The organism is Amycolatopsis thailandensis (genome assembly GCF_002234405.1).
GTDB lineage: Bacteria > Actinomycetota > Actinomycetes > Mycobacteriales > Pseudonocardiaceae > Amycolatopsis > Amycolatopsis thailandensis.
The window spans coordinates 69,224-88,578 of sequence record NZ_NMQT01000096.1 but is presented as its reverse complement, the minus strand read 5'-3'; the positions used below and the strand labels follow the sequence as shown (position 1 = coordinate 88,578).

Genomic DNA, 19,355 nt, shown 5'->3' with positions numbered 1-19,355 from the left:
GGCTCCCCTCGCTAGGGTCGCCCCTCTCAGGACCTGGGAGGTGCCCGTGCCGCGATTCGGCGTGCTCGGACCGTTGACGATCGAGAGCCCGCCCGGGCGGCGCACGGCGCCGCGCGGCGATCATCAGCGTGCCCTGCTGGCCGTCCTGCTGCTGAACGCGAACTCGTCCGTCCAGGTCGGCGCCCTGGTCGAGACGCTCTGGCCGGGCACTCCACCGAAGTCGTACTCCTCGAATCTGCACACCTACGTCTCCCGGCTGCGGGCGCGGTTCGAGGGACTGGAGATCGAGCGGGATCCGCAGGGCTACCGGCTGGTCGTCGAACCCGGCGACCTCGATCTGCTGTCCTTCCGCGAGGCCGCCGCGGCGGGGAAGGCCGCGGCGAGGGCGGGCGATCCGGCTGCGGCAGCCGCGCACTACCGCCGGGCGCTGGCGGAATGGCGCGGGCCGGTCCTGTCCGGACTGCACCTCCCCCGGCTCGACGCGGACGTCGCCCGGCTCGAATCGGAACGTCTCGCCGCGTTCGAAGACTGCGTCGACGCCGAACTGTCCGACGGCAGGCACGGCGAGCTCACCGGCGAACTCCAGGCGATGATCACCGAACATCCACTGCGCGAGCGGCTGGCCGCGCAGCTGATGATCGCCCTGCACCGCGCCGGGCGGCAGGCCGATTCACTGGCCGTCCACCGCGAGCTGCGCACCACGCTTGTCGAGGAACTCGGCGTGGAGCCCGGCGCCGAAGTCCGCCGTGTGCACGCCGCCGTGCTGCGCGGCGAGGATCCGGTGCCGCCCGTCAAGACGGCGCAGGTGTTCCCGATCTGCCAGCTGCCGCCGGACATCGCGGATCTCGCGGGCCGCGAAGGCGAGATCGCGAAGCTGTCCGGGCTGCTCGGCGCCGGTACGGGTGTCCCGGTCGCGGTGATCACCGGCGAACCCGGCGCGGGCAAGTCCACCCTCGCGGTCAGCACCGCGCACCGGCTCCGCCGGTCCTTCCCGGACGGACAGCTGTTCGTCCCGCTGGCGGGCGCCTCCGACCCCCGCGACCTCGCCGACGTCCTCGGCGACCTGTTGCGCGCGCTGGGCGTCACCGGCCCCGCCATCCCGGACGACGTCGAGGCCAGGGCGGCGGCGTACCGCGGCCGTCTCGCCGATCGGCGGGTTTTGGTGGTGCTCGACGACGCCGCCGGCCCCGAGCAGGTCCGCGCGTTGCTGCCGGGAACGCCGGGCAGCGCCGTCCTGGTCACCAGCAGGCGGCGGCTTTCCGGGCTCGCCGGGGCGGATCGCCTCCACCTCGCGCCGCTGTCCGGCGCCGAGGCGATGACCCTGCTGGAGCGCCTGGCCGGGCAGGGCCGGGTGGGTGCCGAACGCGCGGACGCGGAGCGGATCGCCAAGGCCTGCGGCAATCTCCCGCTGGCGTTGCGGATCGCGGGCAGCAGGCTCGCCATGCGGCCGGGCCTGCCGCTCGGGAAACTCGCCGGGAAGCTGGAGGACGAGGTCTCCCGCCTCGACGAACTCCAGGTCAGCGATCTCCAGGTCCGCGGCAGCATCGCGTTGAGCTACGAGGCGCTGAGCCCGTCCGCGCGGCGCGCGTTCCGGTTGATCGGCCGCTGCCGCACCCTCGACCTTCCCGCGTGGGCGGTGTCGACCCTCGTCAACGACACCGCCGACGGCGCCGAAGAAGAAGCGGACGAGGCCATCGACGAACTCGTCGAGGCCAGCCTGCTCGAAGCCACCGGTCCCGACCCGACGGGTGAGCAGCGGTTCCGGATGCACGATCTCGTGCGCGTGTTCGCCACGGAGCTCGGGCGAGAGCTGGAATCCCGCGCCGAGCGGGTCGCCTCCGTCACGAAGTTGTCGGACGCGGCGCTGTGCCTCGCCGACACGGCGGCCCGCCGCCTGCCGAGGACGGTGCCGATGCCGTTGTCGGATCAGGATCTGCCCGCCCAGCCGCTGTCCGGCGAACTGGTCGAGCGGCTGCTGCGCGATCCCGGCGCCTGGTTCTCCGTCGAGCGGGCGAACCTGGTCTCCGCCATCTCGTCGATGTGCGCGGTCGGCTGGCTGCGGAAAGCGTTGCGGGTACTGGAAAGACTGAGCGCGTATCTGTATCTGCACAGCCATTACACCGACATGCGGACGGCGTACGAGACCTTGCGCGACGCCGCTCTCAAGGCGGGTGACAGGCACATCGCGGTCGTCGCCGAGGCGAACCTGACGGTGTTGCTGCACGTTCGCGGCGAGTACGAACGCGCCGTGGAGGGTTACCGCGAATGCTCGAAGGAGCTGGCGGAACTGGGTGACGTTTCCGCGCGGGCGTGGGTCGAGACGAATCTGGCGCGCTGCCTCGTCGGCCTCGGCAGGGCCGGGGAATCCCTGCACGCCGCGACCCAGGCCCGCGAACTGTCCATTGTGGAGGAAACCGGGCCGGGAGCGTACGCGCTGCACGCGGAGTCCGCGGCGCTGCACCGGCTCGGCAAGGTCGCCGAGGCGCTGGAGATCGACAGCCGGAGCCTGGCGCACGCTCGCGAAAACGGCGACGAACGCCAGCTCGGCGTTGCCCTGCAAGGACTTTCGTGGTCGCTGATGCTCGACGGCCGCGAGGAGGAGGCACTGGAGACGATCGAGGAATCCGTGCGGGTGCTGCGCCGGACGACGGCGAAATCGGCGCTGGCGAAGTCGTTGCGCACCCAGGGCGCGATCCTCGCCGGCGCCGGGCGGCGCGCCGACGCGGTGCAGGCCTACGAGAACGCGCGAGTGCTCGCCGACGCGCTCGAAGAACGGCCGCGAGAGCTTTCCTGCACCCGGGCGATCGCGGCGAGCTGGATCGGCGACGGCCGGGCCGACAGCGCGATTCCCGTGCTGCGCCGCTGTCTCGACGAATTCCGCGCCATGGGCGGGAAACCCGCGACAAGCCTCACCCTGCACGTGCTGCGCAGGGCGTACGAGGCCGTCGGGGAAACAGAAGCGGCCGAGGCGGCGGGTGAAGAGGCGAAGCGATTGGAAGTCCCCCACGACGCCAACGCTTCGACCCTCGTCCGGTTGCTGTTGTCGCTCACCGAACCCGCCCCGGCCTGACCGGGTGGTGCCCGACCCCTCAGACGAGCACCACCCGGAAGTCACAGTCCCGCGAACCGCGGCTCGCGGCGGAGGGCGGAGAACCAGGCCAGCGCGATCACCAGCACCCCGTTGGCGGCGGCGTCCCACACCGGCGGCGCGGCGGGTTCGAGCCGGGCGACCGCGAACACGTTGATCAGCCCGGCGACGGTCAGCATCACGCGGATGGGCTGGGTGCCACTCACGACCAGCGCGGCGGTGAGCAGCACCTGAGCGCCGAGCGTGATAAGCACGACCAGCGGGAGGTTGAGCCTGTTCTCCGCGTCGACGGCGAGGTCTTGCAGGCCGGAACCCGCGGCTTTCACGGACTCGATCGCGTCACCGGCGAGACTCGCCAACGCCGGAGCCGAGCCGGCCAGGTCGTGGCTGTCCGGCAGCGGGAGCACCAGATCGACGACCGGGACGAGCGCGGTCACGACGGCGATTCCGAGCGCGGCGAGCAGAGCGGCGGGGCGCACGGTGACCGGCACCCGGTAGGCGCGCCCGCTCACCGCGTCGGGATGGGAAGTCACTGCTGCTGCTCTCCTCGGCCATCGTCATCCGGGAGAAGCCGACGACAATCGCCGGGTCACCCGTAAGGATGATGGTCGCGGAACCCGCCACACGGAACGCACACACTTCGGCCAAGGCCACGCGTTTAGTCCTCTGGATGCGGTCCTTGCGCGTGCAAGTACCGCATCCAGAGGACTAAACGCGAGAGATCAGCAGGTGCCGGCGGTCGCCCGGAAGACCTGGGTGCGTTCGCCGGAGAGCGGCCGCACGCGGACGGCGGGGTCGGCGGCCGGGAGCCACACCGACTGGCCCCGGCGGAGTTCGACCTGTTCGCCGTCGTCGGCCGTCACCAGCAGGCCACCGGCCGTGCACAGCAGGATCTGCGGGCCGACGTCGTGGACGGCGATCTCGCCGTCGTCCCCGGCCTCCCACTCGATCCGCGACAGCTCGAACTCCGGAGCGTCGGTGCGATACACCGACAGGCGCCGGTCCGAGGCACTCTTTCCCGCCGAGGGCCCGTCAACACTGCCGCGCTCCCCGCTCTGCACCGGCATCTCGCCGCAGGCGAAGTCGACGACGCGCAGCAGCTCCGGCACGTCGACGTGCTTGGGCGTGAGCCCGCAGCGCAGGATGTTGTCCGAGTTCGCCAGGATCTCGACGGCGGTGCCGTGGAGGTACAGGTGCAGGTTGCCGGCGGGCAGGTAGATCGCCTCGCCCGCGCTGAGGGTGAGCCGGTTGAGCAGCAACGCCGCGAGCACACCCGCGTCCCGCGGATGCGACTCGCCGAGTTCCAGGATGGTCCGGCATTCGACGCTGAACTCGCCGCGTTCCCGGACGTGCTTCACGCATGAATCGAGGACCTCGGGCAGCAGTTCGTCGAGCGCGGCCTGCGGCAAGGTGATCCAGGTGGTGAACAGCGCGCGCAGCCCGGCCGGATCCGGCTGGGCCTCCAGCAGCACCGCGTACTTCGCCAGCCCGGGCGTCTCGATCGCCTTCAGCAGCGCGATCGTGCGTTCCGGGTCGCGGAAGCCTGCCAGCGCGTGGAATTCCGTCAGCGCGCAGACGAGTTCCGGCTTCGCGGTCGGATCCGGGTAGTTGCGGTTCGACGCGTCGCGCGGGATCCTCGCCGACTCCTCACGCTTGTACCCCTCCGCCGCCTGCGCGGCCGAAGGGTGCGCCTGCATCGAAAGCGGCTCTTCGGCCGCGAGGATCTTCAGCAGGAACGGCAGCCTGCCGCCCCAGCGTCCGGCGCAGCTCTTGCCGAGCTGGCCGACCGGATCGGCTTCGACGAGCTCCAGCAGGCTCCGCTCGGTGCCGTCGGGGCCGATGACGTGGGACGGGTCGCCGGGGTGGGCGCCCATCCACAGTTCCGCTTCCGGGTGTGGCGCCGGCACCGGACGCCCCAGCAGCTCGGGGATCGTCGTTCTGGACCCCCACGCGTAGGGCCGCACGGCATTGCGCAGCAGCTCCACTGTCACCTCAACTCCTCGCCGGGCACGGGTTGTTTGTGCCGGCCCTCATTTCTTACGTCGCACGCGGGGCTCACGCCGTTGCAGGCGTGTACCTCCCGGCGCCGCCGATGCTGCCGACGGCCAATCCGAGATAGACCGCGGCCAGCTCGAAACGCAACGCGAGAACGGCCGCACGCACGATCTCGTCCGTTTCGATCTCTTCGGCCGGGGCGATCACGTCCGCACCGGGCAGCAGGTCTTCCGCCTGATAGCGGGCCGCCTCCGTGGCCGGCCCGGTCCGAACCGAGAGGAGCAACACCCTCGGCGTCGAGCCGACCCCCTCCTCCGGGTCCGCGAAGATATCGCGTTCCACGCCCCCGGACAACGCCGCCCGCCGCAAGGCGGGCCTGGCCAGCGCCTGGCGATAGTCCTCCACGTCACAGACGACGGCCGCGTGGGCGGCGAACGCGTGGGCCGCGTGCTCGCCGACGGCGACCGCGACCGGGTCGAGCCCCCACAGCAACGGCTGGCGCTCGGCCAGCTTCAGCGCCAGCGCCTTGGCGGGGTTCGCGAACGACTCCCTGGCCAGGTAGTCCTTTTCGGCTTCCGCGTCGAGCTGGTCGGCGAGCTGCTCCAGATCGGCCACGAGCAGGCCGAGCGCGTTCGCGGTGAGCAGGGCCGCGGCGAGGCCGCGCGGGAAGGCCATCTCCGGCGGGACCGGGAGCCTCGGCGCGAGCAGCAGTCCCTTGCCGGCGACGGCTGCGGCGACCGGACCTTCGGCGGGCGCGGACAGCACGACCGTCGCCCCGTACCGGGCGGCGCGCTCCAGAGAGGCGGCCAGCTCGCGGTCACCGGCGTCGTCGGTGTGCGCGAAGACGACGTCGAGCGCGCCGATCCAGCTCGGCACGACCTCGGCGACGACCACCGGCACCGGGCACGACGGGGTCAGGAGCGCGGCGACCAGCCGGGTCAGCGTCCGGCTGACGCCGGGCCGGTCGATCAGTACGAGCGAGCGCGGGCGCCCGACGTCCAGGCGATCGCTCAGCTCGAGTTCGGCCGCGGCTTCGGCGGTCGCCCGGACCTGGGCGCCCGCCATCGCGGCGGCACGGAGCAGCCCCGCGGTGTCGGCCTCGGCCAACCGCGCGGGATCGTCGAGCAGGGAATCGTCAGGGACCGTCGGCATGGGCGCCATCCGGGGTCGTCGGCTCGGTGGCTTCGTCCAGCAACAGTACCGGGATTCCATCACGGACCGGATACACGCGACCGCATTCCGTGCAGGTCAGCGCGTCGGCCTCCGGATCGGCCGCCGTCCCCGTCCGCAGCGGTGCGTGGTCGGGGGACGGGCAGGCCAGGATCTCCAGCAACTGTGCGTCAAGCGTGACGGCCATGGTTACTCCCTACCTGTGGGATGTCTCTATGTGTGTTTTCACGCCACATTCGTTACCCACGGACTATCGCCAGTACGTCTTCGGTCAGAGCCCGGACGGCCTCGGCATCGGCGGCCTCGACGTTCAGGCGGAGCAGCGGCTCGGTGTTGGACGGCCGCAGGTTGAACCAGCCGCCGCCGGGGAGCTGCACGGTGAGCCCGTCGAGTTCGTCGATCTCGACGCCGTCACGCGCGGAGAAGGCGTCCTTGACCGCGAGCATGCGCGCGACCTGGTCGTCCACGGTGGAGTTGATCTCGCCGGAGGCCGCGTAGCGCGAGTACTCGGCCGTCAGCTCCGAAAGCGGGCCCGTCTGCTCGCCGAGGGCGGCGAGGACGTGCAGCGCGGCCAGCATGCCGGTGTCGGCGCGCCAGAAGTCGCGGAAGTAGTAGTGCGCGGAGTGCTCGCCGCCGAAGATCGCGCCGGTCTTGGCCATCTCGGCCTTGATGAACGAGTGCCCGACCCGGGTGCGCACCGGCTTGCCACCGTGCTCGGCGACGATCTCCGGGACGCCCTTCGAGGTGATCAGGTTGTGGATGATGGTGCCGCCCGGCTCCTTCTCCAGCTCCCGGATCGCGACCAGCGCGGTGATGGCGCTCGGCGACACCGGCTCGCCGCGCTCGTCGACGACGAAGCAGCGGTCCGCGTCGCCGTCGAAGGCGAGGCCCGCGTCGGCGCCTTCCTCGCGCACCTTCGCCTGGAGGTCGACGATGTTCTTCGGGTCGAGCGGGTTGGCCTCGTGGTTCGGGAAGTTGCCGTCGAGCTCGAAGTACATCGGCACGACGTCGATGGGCAGGCCCGCGAAGACGGTCGGGACGGTGTAGCCGCCCATGCCGTTGCCGGCGTCGACGACGACCTTCAGCGGACGGCTGCCCGAGAGGTCGACGAGCTTGCGCAGGTACGCCGCGTAGTCCGCGAGGACGTCCTTTTCGGTCACCGAACCGCGCTGGCCGGCGAAGGCGGGCACGCCCTGCTCGACGGTGTCGCGGATCTCCGCGAGACCGGAGTCCTGGCCGACCGGGGCCGCGCCCGAACGGCACAGCTTGATGCCGTTGTACTTCGCCGGGTTGTGGCTGGCGGTGAACATGGCGCCCGGCAGGTTCAGCGACCCGGACGCGAAGTAAAGCTGGTCGGTGCTGGCGAGGCCGATCGTCACGACGTCGAGCCCCTGCGAGGTCACGCCGTCGGCGAACGCGGTGGCCAGCTCGGGTGAGGAGTCGCGCATGTCGTGGCCGATCACGACGGAGTCGGACTCCGGCTTGATCAGCAGGGCGAACGCCGAGCCGAGGTCGCGTACGAGGGCCGCGTCCAGCTGCTCACCGACAACGCCGCGAATGTCGTAGGCCTTCACGATGCCCGAAAGGTCTGGCACGCCTGCTCCCCGCCGATAGTCTCGTTCAACGCCCTCTGGCGCGCTCGAAAGCCTACCGGCGAGCCCTGGTGTCAGGCGCGGCCGGGCAGCACGCGCAGATGGCCGCGCCTGCCTGACGGTCCCTCGGGTTCGGGCTCCGGCGCGGGCTTGTCCGAGCGGCCCGCCTCACGCACGGCCTCGGCCAGCGCGGTCAGCTCGTCGGCGGAGGGGTCGGGCGCGGCGAAGGCGCCCTCGTGGCGGACGACTTCCCAGCCCTTGGGCACGGTGAGCCGCAGGGCGTGGGCTTCGCAGAGGTCATAGGAGTGCGGCTCGCTCGCGGTGGCCAGTGGGCCCACCACGGCCGTCGAATCACTGTAGGCATACGTGAGCGTGGCGACAGCGGGTTCGAGACAACCCGTTCGCGAACACTTTCGTACGCTCCGCACGATCGAGAACGATAGCGCGTCGCGGGCCCGGCGTACCGGCGACACGCGCTTTGAATCGCCGAGCGCGTACCCTTCGGTTCGTGGCGACGGCTCGTGATTCCCGACAGCGACGGCGGATGCGCCGGGACCGGCACGGCCGGGGCCTGCGCGGAGCGCTGTATCCGTCGACCCTTCCCGCCGCCGCTAGCAGGGCGGAAAGGTTCGACGCGCTGGTTTTGGACGCGCTCGAACCGATCGAAGCGCGGTGGCGGCACGAGCTGACGAAGCTCGACGTCGCCGTCGACGACGTTCCCGAAGTTCGCTCGGATGGCGCACCGGCCGGAGTGGACGGCGTGTTGCACGACGGGGCCGTCCCGCTCTCGCGGCTCGTGCCCGCCGGCGTCGACCGCGCCGGCCTGCCGACGCGAGCCCGCATCGTCCTCTACCGCCGTCCCCTCGAAGCGCGCGCGAAGGACCCCGGCGAACTCGCGGAACTCGTCCACGACGTCCTCGTGGAACAGGTGGCGGGCTACCTCGGCGTCGAACCCGACGTCATCGAAGGCGACTGACCCCCTCCACCCACTTCTCCCCCAACCCAGCCCCCGCCCTTCCCGGGGGGCGTCCCCAGCCCAGTTTATCGCGAGGGACCGATGGGACCTGCGGAAACGGTGCTGGAGCCCCAAGTTGTCCACAAGGGGATCAGCCTGTGGACAACTCGCGGCCGGGGGGTGCTCAGGGCGTGAGGCGGGTGCCCCCAATGTGGCATTGGGGACGTTGAGTGTCCCCAATGCCACATTGGGGACACCGGGCATCGGGGCACGCATCGGGGGCATCCGGGGGGGCGAGAGGGGCAGGGCGGCAGGAGTGCGGGCGCTCGCTCAGGTGAGGGCCGGGCAACCACGCGTGAGGTTCCCAATGTCGCATTCGGGTCGCTCAGCGACTCAAATGCGACATTGGGAACACCCCGGCAGAGACCTGAAGTCCCGAGCGCCACGTAAGGGACGCTCAACGTCTCCAGCGTGGCGCTCGGGAAAGCAGCTCGAGTGAGGCAGGCGGCCAAGCGCACGCGTGGCAAACACACCGCAAGCCCGAAGTCACGAAAGAGTGGATCGCCGCCGCGTAGGCACAGCGGTCAGCAGCGTGAAAAGCACCGCGGCCACCTGAGCCAGCAGCAACAGGTTCCGCGTCGTCCCCTGGTGCTCCACCACCACCTCCGAAGGCGCCGGCGGCACCGAGACGGCCACCTGATGCCCCCAGGCCCGCACGATCGGCACGGCCTTCCCGTCGACGCTCGCCTGCCAGCCCGCCTCGAACTCCGCCGCCAGCACGAGCAGCCGCCCGGTCGGCCCCTCCGAGACACGCACCCGCACGTCCGGCAGCCCGGCCTGCACCGGCGCCACCCCGGGCGACGCCCCCGGCGCGCCCTTCCCGGTCACGGCCGCCTGCGAAAGTTCCGGAGAGATCAGCGCCACCTGCCCACCCGCGGGCAGCAAGCGGAGCACCGGCCGCCCGTCGGAGGTCGGCGCCGCCGGGCCGACCAGATCACGCGCGAGTTCGACGAAAGCGCCGCCATCGGCACCGCTGGGCAGCACGACGTACAGCGCCCCCGAAGCCAAAGCCGCCGCGAAGGCCTGCTTGACCGCGTCCGGCGAGCCCTGAAGCAGGTCCCGGCGCCACGAGGCCAGCCGATCGGCGCTGCCGGGCGTCGGCGCGAGTTCGTCGTCGCCGTAGAACGGCAACCGCCCGCCGGTCTGCCGCACCGGCTCGGCCGAGGAGCCCACCACCAGCACCGAGCGTCCGGTCGCGGCCAGTTCCGCCGAGATCTCCGGAGCCAGCGACGGACGCCCACCCGACCGCAGCGGGCCCTCCCGTCCGGCGACGACCGCACCGGTCGCCAGCGCCAGCAGCACGAGCACCCCGGCCACGGCCGTGACCTTCGTCAGCCACGGCGCCGGGTCCACTCCGCTCCCGCCGCGCTGCCAGGTCGCCAGCACCGTCCACAGCAGCCCGGCGCCGATCACCAGCAGCGGCACCCCGGCGTACCCGGTCGCGTGCGCGCCGCCCGACATCGGCGTCACCGCCACGAACCGCACCGCCACGAGCCCGAGCACACCCAGCACGACGACCGCGACCCCGCCGCCCGCGCCCTTCGTCGGCCGCACCACCAGCGCGACGATCGCGGCCGCGACCAGCGCCACCCCGATCGGCCAAGCGCCGGGACCGCCCGGATCCAGCCCGGCGAGATCGGCGCCGGACGCCGCCGTGGCACCACCGCCGAGCCCGTGCAGCAACAGTTCCGGATGCCGCAGCAGCACACTCGGCCACGGCAACAGCAGCGCCAGCGGCAGGAAGACCACGATCCCGACCGACGCGATCCGCCGCGCCAGTCCGGTCGGCGAAGGCAGCACCACGAACCCGATCACCAGGCCGACCACGGCCAGCGCGTGCGCCAGCGGCGAGAAGGCGCCGATCAGCGCCAGCCCGATCGCGCTCAGCGCCGAGACGTGCAGCCATCGCGAGTCCGCGCGGACCAGCAGGCCCACGATGCCCGCGATCACCGGCGGAAGCAGCAGGTGCACGACGACGACGTCGAGCCGACCCTGCGCGACCGAAGCGGTGGCCGCCGGGAGCACGCCGTACCCCGCCGCGACGACGGCGCGAACCCAGCGACGGACGCGAAGCCGTCGAGTGGCCGCGTACGCGCTCAGGGCGGCGAGCGGGATGTCGCCGATCAGCAGGATCGCGACCAGCGCCGCGGGCCCGCCGATCGGGGCGAAGATCGCGCCGAGGGTGCCCAGCACCGGCAGCGTCGCGGGCGCGGGACTCGCCGTCCCGCCCGCGATCGCGTGCCACGGCGCGAGATACGACGCCCAGATCTCGCCGAGCCCGCCGACGGGCAGCAGCTTCCCGCCGAAGAGATCCAGCCCGAGCCGGGAACCGTTGACCGCGAAAGCGAGCGCCGTCAGGACGACGAGCATGATCACCGGCGGGGCGAACACGGTCGCGGCGAGCACCCGCTTCCGGTCGACCTCGACGAACACGAGTTCCGGCTCCGGCGGGCGTCCGCCGTCCCGCGGCACCGGCGAAGGTTTCGGCCCGCTCACGGCGGGCTTCTCGGGGACCGCGACAGCGACGACCGCGCTGGGCCGCCTCAGCCCCGTCCCCCGCGAGCCGACCCCGCGCATCGCCCCGGCGGGCAGCGCGCCGGGACCGACAGGACGATCTTGCCCGGCCTTCAACGCCTCCGGCGGGATCCAGGCTCCTTCCTGATCCGCGCCCTCCGGCACGGTCCCGAGGGCGAAGTCCCGTTCGACACCACGCCGGACGAGACCGACGACGCCGGCGCGGACCGCGTTGCGCACCCGCGTCAGCCGTCCGGTGAACAACCCGCGGACGTCACCCGGCCGGTCGGTCTCCCGGCGTTCGGCGCGAGCCGCGCGCAACCCGGCGTGACCGCGCAGCAGGTACCAGGTCGCCGCGAGTTCCGCGCCCGCCTCACCGGTGCGCCGCAGCAGCAGGAACGCGAGCGCCCGCAGCACCGCGAAGACCGGGATTCGAAAAAGTCCGAACCAAAAGGACAGTGGGGAGCAATTGACGAGGAACACCCGGAGCCCGTGCGCGCGGTTCGCCGTCGCGAGGGAAAGGCCGAGGGCGGCCGGATCCCGCTGCCCGGTGCTGAGCGCGCGGGCGTGCCGGAGCCGGGCCGACGGCACGGAGAGCACTCGCCCGCCCGCGGCGTTGGCGCGCCAGCCGAAGTCGAGATCCTCGCGCAGCAAGGGAAATCCGGGGTCATAGCCGCCGAGATCGTGCCAGACCTCCCGCCGCACCAGCGATCCCGCGCTCGGCACGGCCAGTACCGCGGTGTCGCTCTCCTCCGGCGAGATCTGCTGCCGATGGCCGATGGCGTCGGTCGACAACCCGGCTTCGACGATGAGCCGCGGATCGCTCCAGTCCACCGCGAGCGGACCGAGCACCGTCGCCGCGGACTCGTTTTCCGCCGCTGCCAACAGGTTTTCGAGACAATCGGGTTCCGGCGCGCAGTCGTCGTGCAGCAGCCAGAGCCAGCCGCCGGGATCACCCCAGCGGTCGACGGCGTACTCGACGGCCTCACCGACGGCGGCACCGAAGCCGACGTCACTCGAAAGCGTGAGAATTCCGTCAAGGACCGGGGCTTCGCCGGCGACGCCTTCGGGAGCCGCCGCGTCGGCGAGGATCTTCGCCGTCCGGTCGGTGGATCCGGTGTCGACGGCCAGCACGTGTCGCGGCCGGACACCGCTGCGCCGCAGCGCGGAAAGCGCCAGTGGCAACCAGTTCTCGCCGTCGTGACAGACCACAATGGCCAGAACGGGGGCCGTGCGCGGCACAGGTGACGCGGCAGTGCGAGACAACGGGCACTCCAGAGGTGGCGGCGAAGTCGAGTGCCGCCACCCTACGACGCGACCCTGTCACCCGTTGGTGGCCCCACTGTATGGAACAAGAACGTAGGGAACGAGGACCGTGAGAACGGCTGGAAGCGATCTCCGGCGCACTGGGGGTGCCGGAGATCGCCGTCACACAGCTCGCTTTTTCAGTTTCCTACGCTCACGTTCGGAGAGCCCGCCCCAAATACCGAACCGCTCGTCATGCGCGAGGGCGTACTCGAGGCACTCGTCCTTGACCTCGCAACCGAGGCAGATCCGCTTGGCTTCACGGGTGGAGCCGCCCTTCTCAGGGAAGAACGCCTCCGGGTCCGTCTGCGCGCAGAGGGCCCGTTCCTGCCAGTCCTGCTCTTCCGCGGAGGCATCGTCGAAAAGCTCGGTGAGATCGCCCAGTTGCTGCTCCGGGACCTCACCCCAACCCACGACTTGCCCCCATTCCCTTCCATCTGCTTCCAACCGCACGTCCGCCTCCTCGCTGTCCACGCACTCCCCAGGCTGGCGGTGTTGAAACACCACTCGCCGCCCCCTTCCAGCGACGAATGACATCACTGTGATTACACCCGTGTAGTGCGGTCAGGTCAAGCGGAGTAGCGAGTTCGGGGGATACTCGGGCTCGATCGCGCAAGGGGACACGCCGAAGACTTCACATCGGGCATACGGAAGACTGGTGGGGTGCAGAGATCAGCAGTGCGGCCCAGTCCGATCTTCCTCGGCATCCTCGCGGTCACCGTCCTGGGCGGTGTCCTCGCGGCTTTCGGTGACGCCACCACGATTTACAGCCAGAAGTACGACCCGCTCATCATCACCGGCGTCGTCCTGCTCGTCGCGGGCGGCTGGGTCGCGTCCCTGACGCTGCACGAGTTCGGCCACGCGGTGGTGGCGTTCCGCGGCGGCGACCACAGTGTCGCCCACAAGGGTTACCTGTCCATGGACGTCCGGAAATACACGGATCCGGTGCTGTCCATCGTCCTGCCGTTGGTATTCCTCATCATCGGCGGCATCCCGCTGCCGGGTGGCGCGGTGTGGATCGAACACGGGCGCCTGCGCTCACGCGGTGTCCAGTCGTGGGTGTCGCTCGCCGGGCCGCTGAGCAACCTCGGCGTCGGCGTCGCGCTGACGCTCGTCGTCGCGCTGGTGCCGATGACGAACGGGCTCGTGATCGGGCTCTCGTTCCTGGCCCTGCTTCAGATCGTCACGTTCCTCTTGAACATCCTGCCGATCCCCGGGCTCGACGGCTGGGGCGCGATCGAGCCGTACCTTTCGCCCGGGGCGCGGGAGTTCGGCGCGAAGGCCCGGCCGTGGGCGCCGCTCATCCTGTTCGCCATCCTGTTCGCCGTGCCGGGGGCCAGCCCGTTGCTCTGGGACGTGTCCTACGCGATCTTCGACACCGTCGGAGGATTCAAGCTCGCCGCCATGTACGGACAGGACGCGTTCATGTTCTGGAAGTGAGCTCGCCCTCGGGGTGTGCGGTGAACCACTCGTGCGCCCGTTTCCAGACGCGTTTGAGGCCGGACCGCTCGCCGAGGTAGTCGCCTGCCATGCCGACCACCGGCAGTTTCCCGAGCGCCCGGTGGAAAAGCCTGCCGCGCGGCCGCTTCTCCAATTCCTCGACGATGCCCAGCAGCCCCCTGCCGAGCCGCCACAGCGTGCCCGCGGCGGCCTTCAGGGTGACCTTGCCGTGCTTCTTCTTCGCGTCTTCGAGTTCTTCGGTGAGCTTCGCCGCTTCGTCGTCTTCGGCGGCCTTGTCATGTTCGGCGTGTTTGCCCGCGGCCATCACCGGGTCGATGTCGCGTTCGAAGAGCACCCAAGCGATCAGCCGGACCCGGGCGCCGACATCGGTCACGCCGTACTCCCCCGCGATCGCGCACAGCAGCACCCCTTGCGCGGCCGAGCCGAGCGCGTCCTGCACGGGCAGCCGGTCGGCGAGCGCGCCGCCGATCCCGGGGATCGCGGTGACCAGCGCGGTGACCCGGCCGACCCGGTTCACCCACCAATGGGTCCGCTGGTAGTTCGACATCTCCGCCCAGGCGGCGGTGCCGGGCACCTTGACCGAGGTGATCCCGTCGAGCAGCTTGTCCTTCAGCCCCGGCTCGACGTCGTCCAAGTCCTCGTGACGGCGTCCCCTGGCCTGGAGGCCGAACGGATCCGCGTCCCGCAGCGCGTCGACCATCGGCCCGCAGGCGCGGACGAACGGCCGCAGCACCGCCACGACCTGACGGTCCGAAATCGCTTCACCCACCGCTGTCTCCCTTCACGGCTTTCGCCGCCATGCCGAGACCACCGCCCAGCGCCAGCGCTCCCGGCAAGGCCCCGCCGCCGATCAGCAGCAGCGCCCGCCAGTCCTGTATCAGCACCAGATCATTGCCGGGGCCGGTCACACCCATCCCCAGTACGACGAGTACCCAGACGAGCAGCGGAATCACCGAAAAGGAGGGCCGGACCACTTTCGCGGTCGTCCGCACCAGCAGCGGTGTCGTGATCACCGCGAGCACCACGGTGACCGGCATGGGGAAGTCACCGAGCTTCGGCAGCACGATCCCGTCGAGCCGGAGCGGCAGGAAGAACAGTTCGAGAAGCCCGAGCAAGAGCGCGTCGAAGCACAGCAGGACCAGCAGCAGACGCTGCCGCGAGGTGAGCGGCGGCGCGGTCACCTCGCGAGTCCCCCGAACAGATCGGCCCCGGCGCCCTCGGCCGGCCCGTGGGCGAGCACGAAGTACTCGTCCGTGGTGATCGGCTGCGCGACGTCGTTGCTCAGCGCGAAGTGGTCCGCGAGATGCGGCGGGGCGGGCACACTGACCTGGGTCTCGTGCGCCCGCAGCGCGGCGGCCTTGGCCGGGATGTGCGCGCCGACGTCGAGGACGGTCGTGATGGTCTCGTCCGGCGTCACCGGCAGTTCGCCGTCTTCCGGGACCCGGAACGCCGAGCGTCCGCGCAGCGCGGCGAGGCCGGCCGTGACGGCGTCGCGGGAAGAAACAGTGTGGAAGACACGCTCGACCGACGCGGCCTTCGGCGCCGCGGCCATCGTGATCTCGTGCGCGCGGATGTGGTCGGGATGCCCATAACCCCCGAAAGCGTCATAAGTGACGACGACCTGGGGGCGGACCTCGTCCAGGATCTCCGCGAGCTGGGCCGCCTGCTCGTCGGGGTCGCCGCCGGAGAACGCGCGCGGATGGGCCGCGGACGGCGTTCCGGCCATCCCGGAATCGCGCCAGCGGCCGATGCCGCCGAGATAACGGTGCCGGGTGACGCCCAGCGCGGCGCAGGCCGAAGCCAGCTCGCCCGCGCGGTAGCCGCCGAGCTGGTCCGAGGCCCACGAACCGAGCCCATCCAGGGAGGGCGGGATGATCTCGCCCTCCTCACCGAGAGTGCACGTGACAACGGTCACGTCCGCCCCTTCGGACGTGTAGCGCGCGATGGTGCCACCGGTGGTGATGCTCTCGTCGTCCGGATGGGCGTGCACGAGGAGCAATTTGGGCCGATCGGAGATCACGGCTTGAAGACTAATTCGAACACGGCGCGCTTTCCTTTATAGGGTGTCGGGAACGGAAGGCCGAGCACCGACCTTAGTCGGGCGACTCTCGGTTATCCTCGCGCGAGTCACGAGCATTGCGTCGTGACCATATGTACCCCCACGAAGGGCATCTTGGTGAGCACTGAAGCAGCATCGTCGGACCTCGGCGGCGTGTCGGGTTCGGTTCTGTCCATCTCCGACCTGAGCGTCTCGTTCCCGACCGACGACGGCGTGGTCGACGCGGTCAAGGGCATCGGATTCGACGTCAAGCCGGGTGAGATCGTCGCGGTGGTCGGCGAGTCCGGTTCCGGCAAGTCGGTGACCTCGATGTCGGTGCTCGGGCTGCTCCCGAAGACCAGCCGGATCGCCGGCGAGCTCCGCCTCGGCGACCGCAACCTGGCCGACCTCAAGGAGAAGGACCTCCAGAAGATCCGCGGCAACCAGGTCGCGATGATCTTCCAGGAGCCGATGACCGCGCTGAACCCGGTCTACACCGTCGGCTGGCAGCTGCGCGAGGCGCTTCGTTCGCACCAGGACATCTCGAAGGAAGCCGCCGACAAGCGCGCCATCGAACTGCTGGAGATGGTCGGCATCCCGAACCCGCCGCTGCGCTTCAAGCAGTACCCGCACCAGCTCTCGGGCGGTCTGCGCCAGCGCGTCGTCATCGCGATGGCCATCTCGTGCGACCCGAAGGTGATCATCGCCGACGAGCCGACCACGGCGCTCGACGTCACCGTGCAGGCGGAGATCCTCGGCCTGCTGCGCAAGCTGCGCGACACCCTGAACACCGCGATCGTGCTGATCACGCACGACATGGGCGTCGTCGCCGACCTCGCCGACCGCGTGGTCGTCATGTACCAGGGCAACATCGTCGAAGAGGCGCCGGTGCGCGACCTGTTCGCTTCGCCTTCGCAGGAGTACACCCGCAAGCTGCTCGCCGCGGTGCCCGTGCTCGGCCAGCGCCCCGAAGGACGCCGCCTGCTCGACGACGAGGGCATCTCCGCCGACAGCGACGAAGCCACGAAGATCGCCGAGGAGATCCGGCTCGAAGACTCCGAGCTCGCGGCCGTCATCGAGGAGAGCGCGCCCGCGCTCGAGATCAAGAACCTCGTGCTGGAGTACCCGGGCCGCCGCGGCCAGGCCAAGAACCGCGCGGTGGACGACGTCTCGCTGAGCATCGCCAAGGGCGAGATCGTCGGCCTGGTCGGCGAATCCGGTTCCGGCAAGTCGACCGTCGGCCGCTGCGCGATCCGCCTGCTGACCCCGACCTCGGGCACCGTGTCGATCGCGGGCAAGGACATCACGAACATGTCGAACAAGGACCTGCGCCCGCTGCGCCGGTACTTCTCGATCGTGTTCCAGGACCCGGCGTCCACACTGGACCCGAAGATGACCATCGGCGAGTCGATCGCCGAGCCGATGGTGCTGCACAAGTTCCTGTCGGGCAAGGCCCTGAACGAGCGCGTGGCGTCCCTTTTGGACAAGGTCGAGCTCGGCGGCCACTACCGCAACCGGTACCCGCACGAGCTGTCCGGCGGCCAGCGCCAGCGTGTCGCCATCGCGCGGGCGCTGTCGCTCGACCCGGCGCTGCTGATCGCGGACGAGCCCACCTCGGCGCTGGACGTGTCGGTGCAGGCCCGCGTGCTGGACCTGTTCCTGGACCTGCAGCGCTCGCTGCAGTTCGCCTGCCTGTTCATCAGTCACGACCTCGCCGTCGTCGACCTGCTGGCCGACCGCGTCGCGGTGATGCAGCACGGCAAACTGGTCGAGGTCGGCACGCGTGACCAGGTGCTGCACTCGCCGAGCGAGGACTACACCCGTCGTCTGCTCTCGGCCGCTCCGGTCGCGGACCCGGTGCTGCAGGCCGAGCGGCGTGCGGCCTGGGAGGCGGGCAAGCTGGCCCCGGTGTCCGACTGACCCTCGGAAGTACATGAAGGCCCCCTTCACTGCGCTAGACGCAGCGAAGGGGGCCTTCATGTACTTGGGGCGGCGTGCCGTATGCCGGGCTCGTAGCCGTGACTCACGTGCTTGAAGGCGGATCACGCGTGCTTGAGCGCGGATCTCACGTGTTTGAAGGCGGATCTCGCGTGCCCAGGCGCCGCACACCGTGATCCGCCTTCAAACACGCGAGATCCGTCTCTGATCACGCGAGTTCGGCGTCTGAGCACGCCTACTCAGGCGCCGAAACGCGTGAAGGCCCCCTTCCCTCGGCTGAACCGGGGGAAGGGGGCCTTCACGTACTTGAGCTCTTACGCCTTCATGCGGCGCTGCCGCGGGTCGAAAGCGTCCCGCAGGCCGTCACCGATGAAGTTGATCGTCAGCGAGATCAGCACCAGCACGATGAACGGGCCGAAGAACAGCGCCGGCCGGTTCTGCAGCTGCGCGTAGTTCTCGAGGATGACGCGGCCGAGCGAGGTGTCCGGCAGCTGCACCCCCAGCCCGATGAAGGACAGCGCCGCCTCGATCAGCACGGCCTGCGCGACCGCGAGGGTGGCGTTGACCGTGATCAGGCCGACCATGTTCGGCACCAGGTGCTTGAACACGATGTGGAAGGTCCCGGCGCCGGACGCGCGGGCGGCGTCCACGAACTCCCGCTGGGACAGCGACATCGCCTCGGCTCTGGCGATCCGCGCGATCGGCATCCAGCCGAACGCCGCCAGCACCATCGCGACGATGTACCAGCTGCCGCCACCGAACACCTTCGCCAGGATGGCGGCGGCGGCGATCTGCGGGACGATCAGGAACAGGTCCGTCACGCGCGAGATCGCGGAATCGGTGAAGCCGCGCAGGTAGCCCGCCATGGCACCGAAGACGGTGCCGATGGTGGTGGCGATGATCGACACGACCAGCGCGATCAGCAGCGAGTACTGGGTGCCGCGCAGGATCTGCGACACCATCTCCTTGCCGACCTGCGTCGTCCCGAGCGGATAGTCCGCGCTGGGCCTCGCGAAGGACGGGAAGGAGCTGTCCTCGTAACTGTGCGGCCAGAAGATCGGCATGATCAGCACGGTGAGCACCAGGAGCAGGAGCACTCCGGTGCAGATCATCGCCAGCTTGTGCCGCAGGAACTTGCGCAGGACCAGCTTGCCCTGGCTCCGGGGTTCGGGCAGGGCCTCTTCCGGAAGCGTGCCATCGGCGGACTTGGAGTTTTCCGCCGCGATAAGGGAATTCAAG

General features: G+C 70.5%; 16 protein-coding genes. 4 read left to right on the top strand and 12 right to left on the bottom strand.

Going from position 1 to position 19,355, the window contains the following annotated elements; genetic code table 11:
• Positions 1 to 46: 46 nt before the first annotated feature.
• A complete protein-coding gene (locus CFP71_RS26495) occupies positions 47 to 3,070 on the top strand; it encodes an AfsR/SARP family transcriptional regulator (protein WP_093936653.1) in 3,024 nt (1,007 codons plus the stop codon).
• Between the two features lie 41 nt (positions 3,071 to 3,111).
• Here CFP71_RS26495 and CFP71_RS26490 read toward each other — a convergent pair whose 3' ends face one another.
• The 6 genes from CFP71_RS26490 to CFP71_RS26465 all read right to left on the bottom strand — a co-directional run bounded on the left by CFP71_RS26490 (position 3,112) and on the right by CFP71_RS26465 (position 8,273).
• Complete coding sequence (locus CFP71_RS26490; RefSeq protein ID WP_093936652.1) at positions 3,112 to 3,621, bottom strand: hypothetical protein; 510 nt, start codon at positions 3,619 to 3,621, stop codon at positions 3,112 to 3,114.
• Between the two features lie 189 nt (positions 3,622 to 3,810).
• Positions 3,811 to 5,073: a mannose-6-phosphate isomerase, class I gene (manA, locus tag CFP71_RS26485; RefSeq protein ID WP_093936651.1), complete on the bottom strand. Its 1,263-nt coding sequence runs from the start codon at positions 5,071 to 5,073 to the stop codon at positions 3,811 to 3,813.
• A gap of 70 nt (positions 5,074 to 5,143) precedes the next feature.
• Positions 5,144 to 6,235: a hypothetical protein gene (locus CFP71_RS26480; RefSeq protein ID WP_093936650.1), complete on the bottom strand. Its 1,092-nt coding sequence runs from the start codon at positions 6,233 to 6,235 to the stop codon at positions 5,144 to 5,146.
• Positions 6,219 to 6,440 (bottom strand): Trm112 family protein, encoded by a 222-nt coding sequence (locus CFP71_RS26475; protein ID WP_093936649.1) that lies wholly within the window; start codon positions 6,438 to 6,440, stop codon positions 6,219 to 6,221. Before CFP71_RS26475 ends, CFP71_RS26480 begins: the two co-directional genes overlap by 17 nt.
• A gap of 52 nt (positions 6,441 to 6,492) precedes the next feature.
• Positions 6,493 to 7,848, bottom strand: a complete 1,356-nt coding sequence (locus CFP71_RS26470) for a phosphomannomutase/phosphoglucomutase (protein WP_093936648.1) — start codon at positions 7,846 to 7,848, stop codon at positions 6,493 to 6,495.
• Positions 7,849 to 7,919: 71 nt separating this feature from the next.
• Positions 7,920 to 8,273, bottom strand: a complete 354-nt coding sequence (locus CFP71_RS26465) for a DUF3499 domain-containing protein (protein ID WP_073848429.1) — start codon at positions 8,271 to 8,273, stop codon at positions 7,920 to 7,922.
• Between the two features lie 116 nt (positions 8,274 to 8,389).
• Between CFP71_RS26465 and CFP71_RS26460 the strand changes: the two genes are divergently transcribed.
• Positions 8,390 to 8,821, top strand: a complete 432-nt coding sequence (locus CFP71_RS26460) for a metallopeptidase family protein (protein WP_005150818.1) — start codon at positions 8,390 to 8,392, stop codon at positions 8,819 to 8,821.
• Positions 8,822 to 9,346: 525 nt separating this feature from the next.
• Here CFP71_RS26460 and CFP71_RS26455 read toward each other — a convergent pair.
• Both CFP71_RS26455 and CFP71_RS26450 read right to left on the bottom strand, forming a co-directional pair.
• Positions 9,347 to 12,616 carry a glycosyltransferase family 2 protein gene (locus CFP71_RS26455; RefSeq protein ID WP_244199838.1) on the bottom strand — a complete coding sequence of 1,090 codons (3,270 nt, stop codon included), beginning with the start codon at positions 12,614 to 12,616 and terminating at the stop codon, positions 9,347 to 9,349.
• A gap of 186 nt (positions 12,617 to 12,802) precedes the next feature.
• Positions 12,803 to 13,132, bottom strand: a complete 330-nt coding sequence (locus CFP71_RS26450) for a WhiB family transcriptional regulator (RefSeq protein WP_026466954.1) — start codon at positions 13,130 to 13,132, stop codon at positions 12,803 to 12,805.
• 225 nt (positions 13,133 to 13,357) lie between these two features.
• Here CFP71_RS26450 and CFP71_RS26445 point away from each other — a divergent pair, with 225 nt between their 5' ends.
• The gene (locus CFP71_RS26445) at positions 13,358 to 14,119 is read left to right on the top strand and encodes a site-2 protease family protein (protein ID WP_093936646.1); all 762 of its coding nucleotides are present in this window, start codon (positions 13,358 to 13,360) and stop codon (positions 14,117 to 14,119) included.
• Here the strand turns inward: CFP71_RS26445 and CFP71_RS26440 are convergent.
• The 3 genes from CFP71_RS26440 to mshB are packed head-to-tail and all read right to left on the bottom strand — an operon-like array spanning position 14,103 to position 16,160.
• The gene (locus CFP71_RS26440; protein WP_093936645.1) at positions 14,103 to 14,909 is read right to left on the bottom strand and encodes a hypothetical protein; all 807 of its coding nucleotides are present in this window, start codon (positions 14,907 to 14,909) and stop codon (positions 14,103 to 14,105) included. The genes CFP71_RS26445 and CFP71_RS26440 overlap by 17 nt on opposite strands.
• The gene (locus CFP71_RS26435) at positions 14,902 to 15,321 is read right to left on the bottom strand and encodes a hypothetical protein (protein WP_093936644.1); all 420 of its coding nucleotides are present in this window, start codon (positions 15,319 to 15,321) and stop codon (positions 14,902 to 14,904) included. The genes CFP71_RS26440 and CFP71_RS26435 overlap by 8 nt, the downstream gene beginning before the upstream one ends.
• Positions 15,318 to 16,160, bottom strand: a complete 843-nt coding sequence (gene mshB / locus CFP71_RS26430; RefSeq protein ID WP_167406281.1) for an N-acetyl-1-D-myo-inositol-2-amino-2-deoxy-alpha-D-glucopyranoside deacetylase — start codon at positions 16,158 to 16,160, stop codon at positions 15,318 to 15,320. The genes CFP71_RS26435 and mshB overlap by 4 nt, the downstream gene beginning before the upstream one ends.
• 156 nt (positions 16,161 to 16,316) lie before the next feature.
• Between mshB and CFP71_RS26425 the strand changes: the two genes are divergently transcribed.
• Positions 16,317 to 18,098 (top strand): ABC transporter ATP-binding protein, encoded by a 1,782-nt coding sequence (locus tag CFP71_RS26425; protein WP_167406280.1) that lies wholly within the window; start codon positions 16,317 to 16,319, stop codon positions 18,096 to 18,098.
• A 332-nt stretch (positions 18,099 to 18,430) separates the two neighbouring features.
• Here the strand turns inward: CFP71_RS26425 and CFP71_RS26420 are convergent, their stop codons facing one another.
• Positions 18,431 to 19,354, bottom strand: coding sequence for an ABC transporter permease (locus CFP71_RS26420; protein WP_167406284.1), 924 nt, complete (start codon positions 19,352 to 19,354; stop codon positions 18,431 to 18,433).
• Position 19,355 lies beyond the last annotated feature (1 nt).

Bases quoted from the DNA above. Each gene is read 5' to 3' on its own strand.
- CFP71_RS26460 (WP_005150818.1), top strand. From the start codon at position 8,390: ATGCGCCGGGACCGGCACGGCCGGGGCCTGCGCGGAGCGCTGTATCCG.
- CFP71_RS26475 (WP_093936649.1), bottom strand. From the start codon at position 6,440: ATGGCCGTCACGCTTGACGCACAGTTGCTGGAGATCCTGGCCTGCCCG.
- CFP71_RS26480 (WP_093936650.1), bottom strand. From the start codon at position 6,235: ATGCCGACGGTCCCTGACGATTCCCTGCTCGACGATCCCGCGCGGTTG.